Genomic DNA, 9,412 nt, shown 5'->3' with positions numbered 1-9,412 from the left:
GGGCAGGTCGCCCTGCGGCGGTGGTGCGGCGGCTTCGGGCGGCAGGTCGGACGATCGGTCCTGGGGCGGGATCGGCATGGCGGGTACCTCAGCCCTTGTCGAACTCGGCGTCGATCACGTCGTCGTCGCCGCCGGGGCCGCCCTGCCCGGCGCCTTCCGGCCCGCTGGTGTCCGACGGCCCACTCGCCGCCGCTTCGGTCCGGTGGGCGGCGAGCCCGGCGTGGATCTGCTGGAGTTCGGAGATCAGCGGCCTGACCTTGTCCACTCCGGCCTCGTTCTTGACCGCGTCGCGGGCCTCGGCCACCAGCATCTCGGCACGGGCCTTCTCGTGCGCGGGCGCGGCGTCGCCCAGTTCGGCGAGGCGCTTTTCGACCTGGTAGGCGATCGCGTCCAGTTCGTTGCGGGCGTCGACGGCCTCGCGCAGGGCCTGGTCCTGGCCCTGGTTGCGCTCAGCCTCCTCGACCATGCGTTCGACCTCGCTCCGGTCGAGGTTGGAGCTCTCGCTGATGGTGATGCCCTGTTCCTTGCCGGTGTCCTTGTCCCGCGCGCTGACGTTGAGGATGCCGTTGGCGTCGACGTCGAAAGTGACATCGACCTGTGGTTCGCCCCGCGGCCCCGGCCGGATGTCGGTGAGCTGGAACCGGCCGAGCACCCGGTTGTCGGCGGCCCGCTCCCGCTCGCCCTGGAGGACCACCACATCGACGGCCGGCTGGTTGTCCTCGGCGGTGGAGAAGGTCTCGCTGCGGCGCACCGGGATGGTGGTGTTCCGCTCGACGATCTTCGTCATCACTCCGCCACGCGTCTCCACGCCCAGCGACAGCGGGGTGACGTCGAGCAGCAGGACATCCTTGACCTCGCCCTTGAGGACCCCGGCCTGGATCGCGGCGCCCAGCGCCACGACCTCGTCGGGGTTGACGCTCATGTTGGGGTCCTTGCCGCCGGTCAGCCGTCGCACCAGCGCCTGGACGGCGGGGATGCGGGTGGAGCCGCCGACGAGGATGACCTCGTCGATGTCGCTCTCGCCGACCTTGGCGTCGGCCATGGCCTGCTGGACCGGCCCCAGGCAGCGCTCCACCAGGTCGGCGGTGATCTGCTCGAAGGTGGACCGCATGATCGAGTCGGTGAGATGTTTGGGCCCGGAGGCGTCGGCGGTGATGAACGGCAGGCTCACCTGGGTCTGGGTGACGGAGCTGAGCTCGGTCTTGGCCTTCTCCGCCGCCTCGAACAGACGTTGCAGCGCCTGCGGGTCCTTGCGCAGGTCGATGCCGTTCTCCTTCTGGAAGTCGTCCGCGAGGTAATCCACCAGACGCCGGTCGAAGTCGTCGCCGCCCAGATGGCTGTCACCCGCCGTGGAACGCACCTCCACCACGCCGTCGCCGACGTCGAGGATGCTCACGTCGAAGGTGCCGCCGCCCAGGTCGAAGACGAGCACCGTCTCGTGCTGCTTCTTGTCCATGCCGTAGGCGACGGCGGCCGCCGTCGGCTCGTTGATGATCCGCAGCACTTCCAGGCCCGCTATCCGGCCGGCGTCACGGGTCGCGGTGCGCTGGGCGTCGTTGAAGTAGGCGGGTACGGTGATGACCGCCTCCGTGACCCGCTCCCCCAGCTGCTTGGAGGCGTCGTCGGCGAGTTTGCGCAGCACTTGTGCGCTGATCTCCTCCGGCGCGTACAGCTTGTCGCGCACCTTGAAGCGGGCCTCACCGTTCTCGCCCGGGACGACGTCGTAGGCGACGGCCTTGGCCTCGTCGGAGACCTCGTCGAAGTGCCGGCCGATGAACCGCTTGGCCGAGTAGATGGTGCCCTTGGGGTTGAGGATCGCCTGGCGCCGGGCCAGCTGGCCCACCAGGCGCTCACCGGTGTCGGTGAAGGCCACCACGGACGGTGTGGTGCGGTTGCCCTCGCTGTTGGGCACGACGACCGGCTCGCCGCCCTCCCACACGGCGATCACCGAGTTGGTGGTGCCCAGGTCGATGCCCACTGCCTTGGCCATGAGGAACTCCTCCGGGTGCGCCTGCGCGATTCGAGCACTCTCCAGGGTGGCGAACCGCGTTGCTCCGCGCCTGCGCCTGGCGAGTCAGGAATGCACGGGTCCGGTCGTCCCACGGGGACGAGAAAGAATCCGCACCCTCGGGTGAGCCGGTCCGGGAGGGGTACACGCATACCGTTCTCTTCCCCGAAGGCACAGGGAGAACGGAGTGTTCCCATGGCCGGCAGCCGGGCGCACAGCCTGTACCGCCGCCACTCCGGCCGGGAGGGCGTCCTTCCACCGGGCGGCGCCGGGCGGCAGCCCACCGCGGCGCGCACAGGGCCCCGCCCGACCGCCCGCACGCCCGCCGCCCATGCCCTCAGCGACCTGACGGTGCTCTCTCAAGCCCTGTTCGACGCCCCGGACGAAGGCGAGATCCTGCGCCTGGCCATGGAACACATAGGCGCCGCCGGGCCGTACAGCGCCGAAGCCGGGTATCTCACGGTGGGCGGCGACCTGGTTCCCAGCCCGCGGAACGGGCACAGGCATGCCTCGGCCGTGGGCCGGAGGGTGCGGGAGCTGGCCGGGCAGGACGGCCCCGTGGCCGTACCCGGCAGGCCCTGGGGCCGGGCCATGGGCCTGCGCGGACTGGAGGGACTCCACGGCTACCTCGTGGTGACGTCCCCCTCCCGGCCCTCCGAGACCGAGCGGTCCCTGCTCACCACGCTCGTCGGGCTCACCGCCGCTGCACTGTCGCTCGTCCTCGCGCGCCGCCGCCGGCGCGAGGACGCGCTGGAGCTGCGCCGGCTGCGGGAGGAACGCACAGCCCTCCAGCGGAAGTTGATCTCTGTGGTGGCTGAGCAGGGCTACGAGCGGGCCGTGCACGCTCTCCTGTCCGGCGTCGCCGGCTCCAGCGGTGGCGGCGAGGAAGCCGTCACCCGCGCACTGCACAGGCTCACCGGGCTTCCCGCGCTGGTCGAGGACCGCTTCGGCCGGCTGAGGTCCTGGAGCGGCCCCGGCCGCCCCGACCCCTATCCCGAATCCGACCCCGTGCGCCGGGACGAGATGCTGCACGCCGTGGCCCGGCAGGCGGGGCCGGTGCGGATGGAGGACCGGCTGGTCACCCTGGTCCGTCTGCAGGGCGAGATCCTGGGCGTGCTGGCTCTGGTCGATGTCCGGGACGAGGCCGACGAGCACACCGTGTTCGCGCTCGGACACGCCGCCACGTCGCTCTCCCTGGAGCTGGCGCACCTGCGTGATCTGGCCGAAGTGGAGCGGAGGCTGCACCGGGAGCTGGTCGACGATCTCCTGGCGGGGACGGCCGGGGCGGGTGCCTACGCGCGGTCCGAGGCAGTCGGATACGACCTGCACCGCAGCCACTACATCGTGGTGGCGCGGTGGTCGGACCGGACGGCGGACGATTCCTTCGCGCAGGCCGTGGGCCGGGCGGCCTCCGCCGTCGGCATGCGCTCGCTGCTGACCCGCCGTTCCGGACACGTCGTCCTTGTCGCCGACGCCAGGCCGCCCGCCCGCGCGCTGTACGAGGCGCTCGCCCGGGAGGCCGGGACCCGGTCCGGGACGATCGGGGTGAGCGCCTCCTGCGACGCCGTGGACGCCATCCCCCGCCACTACCGGGAGGCGCAGCGCGCCCTGGACGTGCGCCGTCACTCCCGCGAACGCTACGGCGCGACGTTCTTCGACGAGCTCGGCCTCTACCGCATCCTGGGACCCGGCAGCGACTACCGGGAACTGGAGACGTTCGTCCACGAGTGGCTCGGGCGGCTCATCGACTACGACTCCCGGCACCACGCGGCCATGGTGGAGACCCTGTCCCGGTACTTCGACTGCGGCGGCAACTACGACGAGACCGCCGACTCACTCGCGATCCACCGCAGCACGCTGCGCTACCGGCTCCAGCGCATCCGGGACATCGGCGGCCACGACCTCGCGGACGTCGAGGACCGGCTGAACCTCCAGGTGGCGACCCGGGTGTGGAAGATCGTGCTGGGCGGACCGGGTTGACCCCCTGCCGGAACGGGAGGGCCGTCCCTCGCCGTATGGGCACCGGGGACAGGGTGAACGGTGCGGGCCGGCCGACGCGCGCCGCCGACCGGCTCGCGGGTCAGCCCAGCACTTCTGCGATCGGGGCGTCGGCGTCCACGTAACGCACCAGCTTGCGGTTCGCGAATTCCACGATGCCCACGTCGCCGAGTTCGCGCCCGTAGCCGGAGCGCTTGATGCCGCCGAAGGGCAGCTCCGGCCGGGACGCCGTCGGGTGGTTGATCCACACCATGCCCGCCTCCAGCCGGTCCGCGACCTGGCGAGCACGTTCCGGGTCGGCGGCGAAGACCGCGCCTCCCAGGCCGTAGGGGGAGGTGTTGGCCAGCGCCACGGCCTCCTCCTCGTCGGCGACCCGGTAGACGACGGCGACGGGGCCGAAGAGCTCTTCCCGGTAGGCCCGCATGTCCGGTGTGACGTCGGTGAGGACGGTCGGCTCGACGAACGCCCCCGGCAGGTCGGGCCGCCCGCCGCCCAGCACCACCGTGGCTCCCTTGTCCACCGCGTCACGGACCTGTTCCATCAGGAGTTCGGCCGCGGACTCGGAGGACAGGGGGCCGAGCGTGGTGGCGGGGTCGGCCGGGTCTCCCGGCTGGACCTCGCCCATCCGGTCACGCAGCCCGGTGAGGAAGGCGTCGTAGACGTCGGCAAGGGCGATGAAGCGCTTGGCCGCCACGCAGCACTGCCCGGTGTTGCCCATCCGGCCGAGGAACGCCGCGTAGACGGTGCGCTCGAGGTTGTGACCGTCCAGCACGACGAAGGGATCACTGCCGCCCAGCTCGAGGACGGATTTCTTGACATTGCGGCCGGCGATCTCGCCCACGCTCATGCCCGCCCGCTCACTACCGGTCAGGGATGCTCCCTGCACCCGGGAGTCATCGATGATCTCCCCTACGTCCCGGCCCCGTACGAAGAGATTGGTATAGACCCCGGCCGGCACACCCGCATCCCTGAACAGCTGCTCCAGTGCCAGTGCGGACTGGGGGCAATTGCTCGCGTGCTTGAGCAGGATCGTGTTGCCGAGGACGAGGTTCGGACCAGCGAATCGGACGACCTGGTACAGCGGGAAGTTCCAGGGCATCACCCCGAGGAGGACGCCGAGCGGCTCGTTCACCAGCACGGCCGTGCCCTCCGGGACGGGCAGGGGTCGCTCCCGCAGCAGCTCGGGGCCGTGCTCTCCGTAGTAGGTGAGGATGTCGGACGCGAGATCGGCCTCGGCACGGCTCGAGTTGATCAGCTTGCCGACCTCGAGGGTCAGCAGCCGTGCCAGTTCCTCCTTGCGCTCCTTCATGAGGCGGCCGGCGCGTTGCACGACGGCTCCCCGGTCAGCCCTGGACCGGGCACGCCAGTCCTGGAAGCCACGGTGCGCCGCGTCGATCGCGCGCTCCACCTCCTCCGCGCTCAGCGCCGGGAACTCCCGAACCCGTTCACCGGTGTACGGATTGACGGTGGCGATGGGGCTTTTCTGGGCAGTGACATTGGCGTTCATGACGCCTCCCTGGAGTCGGGGCCCCTCGGGTTTCCACGCCTGGACCCGCTCACACCTGGCGTCACCTGGCGATGACGTGGAGGTCGACCAGGTCGAGCAGCGCCCCCACCGCCGCGCTGGGCCGCCGCGTCGACGACGTGCCGAGGTGCATGCTCCAGCGGAGCACGGTGCCGGGGACCTCCAGGACGTGCAGGCCGGCGGTGCGGGCCACGGCGAACGCGGGCAGGAAGGCGATGCCCAGACCGTGCCGGACCAGTGCCGCCCCCATGTCGATGTCGGGCACTTCCAGCGCCACCCGGCGTACGACGCCCGCCGCCGCGAACGCCCGGTCGACCACCTCACGGTTGCCGTAGCCCGGCGGGAAGTCCACGAAGGGCTCCCCCGCGAGGTCCGCGAGTGTGAGATCCCCCCGCTGCGCGAGCGGATGGGCGGCGCTCACCACCAGGACGAGCGGCACGGTGGCCAGCTCCCGTGCGTCGATCCCGGCGGGCTTGCGCTCGGGCAGCGACAGGAAGGCCACGTCCAGGTCTCCGCTGAGCAGCGCGTGCGCCAGTCCCGCCGAGCCGGTCGTCGCCAGCCGCAGCCGGACGTCGACCGCCGGATGCCGCGCGTGCAGCTGCCCCAGGAGCGCGGGCAGGTCCACCACCTCGACCGAGGCCATCGCGCCCACGTTCACCGTGCCGCGCAGCGTGTCCTGGGCGGCACGCACGGCGTCCTGGGCCGCCTGGGCGGCGTGCAGGGTGGCCCGGGCCTCCGGCAGCAGCGCCGCGCCCGCCCCGGTGAGCCGGACCTTCTGCGACGTGCGCTCGAACAGCGCGCAGCCGAGCTCGCGCTCCAGGGAGCGGATCGCGGCGGACACCCCCGACTGCACCACGTGCAGCCGGCGGGCGGCGCGCGTGAAGCTCAGCTCCTCGGCGACCGCGATGAAGTGCTCCAGCTGACGTAGCTCCACAAGAGAAGTATCACTCGCGTTGCTCGAGCCCAGCAAAAACATTCGTTGGCATTGATCCTGGCTGGTGAGGAGGATGGAGACACCATTCACTTCCGCCCGAGGAGGGGTACCCCTGCCTGCCGCACCGACGCCGCTGAGCCGTCCCACAGCCGAAGCTCCCGGCGACCCGACCCACCGGATCCCATCACTCGCTCCCGCCGACCCGCCGCCCCGCGCCCCGGCCCGGCGCCGTGCCTCGCACGCGACCGGCTTCTGGTTCGTGGCGGTAGCCTTCACCGTGCTGATGGCCTTCGGCACCGCGCCGACCCCGCTGTGGCCGCTGTACGAGGCCCGGGACCACTTCGGCGCGACCACGGTCACCGTGGCGTACGCCTCGATGGTCGTGGGTGCGGCGGCCGCCTTCCTCGGACTGGGGCACCTGTCGGACCGGCTCGGCCGGCGGCGCATCATCGTCCCGGCGCTGCTGGTCGGCATCGTCGCGTCGGTCGTACTGATGGTGTGGCGGGACCTGCCGGGGCTGATCGCGGGCAGGATTCTGAACGGTGCCGCACTGGGGCTGATGGCCTCGACGGCAACGACGTACCTGCACGACCTCCACCACGAGGCCCGTCCGGACCGGACGGGTTCGGTGCTGCCCGGCATCGTGGCCACCGCCGCCAACCTCGGCGGCCTGGCCTCCGGACCCCTCATCGCCGGCGCCGCCGCCGAGTGGCTTCCCGCGCCCCTGATCACCACCCAGGCGATCTTCACGCTCGCCATGGCAGGGTGCCTGGCGCTGGTCCTGTCCACCCCGGAGACCGTGGACCGGGAGCTGCCCGCGGCCGAACCGCCCCTCAGGTTCGCCCTGCGCCCCGGCGGCCGGCGGACGTTCGGCGCGGCCGGCGCCTTGGGCGCCTTCGCCTTCGCGATCCTCGGCCTGATCTCCTCCCTGGGGGCGAGCGTGCTCCACGGCACCCTGCACACCGACTCGCACCTCGTGGCCGGCCTGGCGGCCTTCCTCATGTTCGGTTCCGCGGCGGCCGCCCAACTGGTGCTGGGCCGCCTCCCGCTGCCCCGCGTCCTGACCGTGGGGGCCGTGGTCTTCCCGGTCGGCCTGGTCCTGTGCGCCGTCGCCCTGTACCACCCGGCGCTCTGGCTCTACCTGGTCGCCGTGTCCCTGTCGGGAGCCGGCTCCGGGCTGCTGTTCAAGGGAGGCGTCGAACGTGCCGTTTCCGTGGCCGCGCCCGCTTCCCGCGCGGGGGTCCTCGCCGTGTTCTTCGTGGTCGCGTACCTGGGAATGGGCCTGCCGTCCGTCCTGTTCAGCATCGCCCTGCGGCACTTCGCCGTGCAGACCGCGATGATCGGCTTCGCGGCGGTCCTCTCCTGCGGCGCCGTCGTGTCGGTCGCCGTCGCGCTGCGCGACCGCGCACCCGGTCCCGGCGCGCTCTCGGCGCAGTCCCCCGGCCCCTCCTGACCTCTCCGCGGCGCGTGCGACACCGGTTGTCTGGGAGGCGCGTACCTGGGCACTCGGGGCGGGTGCGTGACACGGACTCGCGACGGACGGAGGCCCGGAATGTCTGCGGAATCGGCCGGAACGATCGCGCTCCCCTCCGGCGAGGAGATCTCGGCGCTGGGCCAGGGCACCTGGTACCTGGGCGAGGACCCCGCCCGGCGTGAACAGGAGATCGCCGCGCTGCGGCTGGGCGTGGACCTGGGCATGACCGTCGTCGACACGGCGGAGATGTACGGCGACGGCGCGGCCGAGGAGCTCGTCGGGGAGGCCCTGCAAGGACGCCGGGAGGAGGTGTTCCTCGTCAGCAAGGTGCTGCCCGGCCACGCCGACCGGAGGGGCACCGTCGCCGCCTGTGAGGCGAGTCTGCGGCGCCTCCGGACGGAACGGCTGGACCTCTACCTGCTGCACTGGCGGGGACGGTGGCCCCTCGAGGAGACCCTTGCCGGATTCACCGACCTGATGGAGGCGGGGAAGATCCGGTACTGGGGCGTGAGCAATCTGGACGTCGCCGGCATGACCGAGCTGACCGCCCTCCCCGGCGGCGACGCCGTGGCCGTGGACCAGGTGCTGTACAACCTCTCCCGGCGCGGCATCGAGTGGGATCTGCTCCCCTGGTGCCGCGAGGCCGGCGTGACGGTCATGGCCTATTCCCCGATCGAGCAGGGACGGTTGCTGGACGTCGAGGCACTGGGGGCCGTGGCCCGGGCCCTCGGAGCCACGCCGACCCAGGTGGCACTCGCCTGGGTGCTGCAGCAGGGGGTGGCCGCGATCCCGCGTTCCGGATCACCCGACCATGTCCGGGAGAACCGCGGCGCCGTGGACCTCCGCCTCCCCTCCCAGGCGCTCGACATCCTCGACCGGGCGTTCCCGCCGCCCAGCGGGCCCACGCCCCTGGAGATGCTCTGAAGGAGTTGACAGCATGGCGCGCCCCCCGCTCGTCGTCGGAATGGGGGGTTCGCTGCGCACCCCGTCGACCAGCCTCACCGCACTGCGCGTGGCGGTCGAGGGGGCGGCCGAGGCGGGCGCCGACACCCGGGTGATCGACCTCAAGCGGCTGGATCTCCCGTTCTACACGTCCGAGGGCGGGGTTCCGCCATCCGCCCGCCGGCTCGCGGACACCGCTCAGGCCGCCGACGCCATGCTGTGGAGCAGCCCCACGTACCACGGGTCGGTCAGCGGCGCGTTCAAGAACGCCGTGGACTGGCTCGCCCTCCTGGCCGACCACGACCCGCCGTATCTGAGCAACAAACCCGTGGGCATGCTGACGACCGCCGGTGGAGTGCAGGGCCTTCAGGCGATCAACGCGATGGAGTTCATCGTCCGGTCGCTGCGCGGCTGGGCGGTGCCGCTGGTGTTCGCGGTCCCGCGGTCCTCACGGGTCTTCGCCGGCGACGGACGCCTCACCGACCAGGCGGTCGCGGACCAGCTGCGCGGCCTCGGCGCGGAGGTGACCAG

Annotated in this window: 7 protein-coding genes; 4 read left to right on the top strand and 3 right to left on the bottom strand. The window is 72.0% G+C overall.

All coding sequences use genetic code 11. The annotated features are described in order from the left end of the window. Positions 1-88: 88 nt before the first annotated feature. Positions 89-1,990 carry a molecular chaperone DnaK gene (dnaK, locus tag GT030_RS11620; protein WP_161201035.1) on the bottom strand — a complete coding sequence of 634 codons (1,902 nt, stop codon included), beginning with the start codon at positions 1,988-1,990 and terminating at the stop codon, positions 89-91. Between the two features lie 213 nt (positions 1,991-2,203). Between dnaK and GT030_RS11615 the strand changes: the two genes are divergently transcribed. Beyond that, complete coding sequence (locus GT030_RS11615; protein ID WP_161201034.1) at positions 2,204-3,988, top strand: helix-turn-helix domain-containing protein; 1,785 nt, start codon at positions 2,204-2,206, stop codon at positions 3,986-3,988. Positions 3,989-4,088: 100 nt separating this feature from the next. On the opposite strand, the gene GT030_RS11610 is transcribed toward GT030_RS11615, so the two are convergent. Continuing rightward, positions 4,089-5,513, bottom strand: coding sequence for an NAD-dependent succinate-semialdehyde dehydrogenase (locus GT030_RS11610; RefSeq protein ID WP_161201033.1), 1,425 nt, complete (start codon positions 5,511-5,513; stop codon positions 4,089-4,091). 61 nt (positions 5,514-5,574) lie between these two features. Further along, a complete protein-coding gene (locus GT030_RS11605) occupies positions 5,575-6,465 on the bottom strand; it encodes a LysR family transcriptional regulator (RefSeq protein ID WP_161201032.1) in 891 nt (296 codons plus the stop codon). Positions 6,466-6,724: 259 nt separating this feature from the next. Between GT030_RS11605 and GT030_RS11600 the strand changes: the two genes are divergently transcribed. From GT030_RS11600 to GT030_RS11590, 3 genes are all read left to right on the top strand, one after another. After that, positions 6,725-7,918 (top strand): MFS transporter, encoded by a 1,194-nt coding sequence (locus GT030_RS11600; RefSeq protein ID WP_161201031.1) that lies wholly within the window; start codon positions 6,725-6,727, stop codon positions 7,916-7,918. Positions 7,919-8,017: 99 nt separating this feature from the next. Further along, complete coding sequence (locus tag GT030_RS11595) at positions 8,018-8,863, top strand: aldo/keto reductase (RefSeq protein WP_161201030.1); 846 nt, start codon at positions 8,018-8,020, stop codon at positions 8,861-8,863. Positions 8,864-8,876: 13 nt separating this feature from the next. Continuing rightward, positions 8,877-9,412, top strand: a 536-nt coding sequence (locus GT030_RS11590; RefSeq protein WP_161201029.1) for an NAD(P)H-dependent oxidoreductase, incomplete at its 3' end; no start/stop codon positions are given.

It is taken from the genome of Streptomyces sp. SID1328 (assembly GCF_009865595.1).
GTDB classification, from domain to species: Bacteria; Actinomycetota; Actinomycetes; order Streptomycetales; family Streptomycetaceae; genus Streptomyces; species Streptomyces griseoluteus.
This window is presented reverse-complemented; position numbering and strand designations above follow the sequence as displayed.

Bases quoted from the DNA above. Each gene is read 5' to 3' on its own strand.
- GT030_RS11595 (WP_161201030.1), top strand. From the start codon at position 8,018: ATGTCTGCGGAATCGGCCGGAACGATCGCGCTCCCCTCCGGCGAGGAG.
- dnaK (WP_161201035.1), bottom strand. From the start codon at position 1,990: ATGGCCAAGGCAGTGGGCATCGACCTGGGCACCACCAACTCGGTGATC.
- GT030_RS11610 (WP_161201033.1), bottom strand. From the start codon at position 5,513: ATGAACGCCAATGTCACTGCCCAGAAAAGCCCCATCGCCACCGTCAAT.
- GT030_RS11615 (WP_161201034.1), top strand. From the start codon at position 2,204: ATGGCCGGCAGCCGGGCGCACAGCCTGTACCGCCGCCACTCCGGCCGG.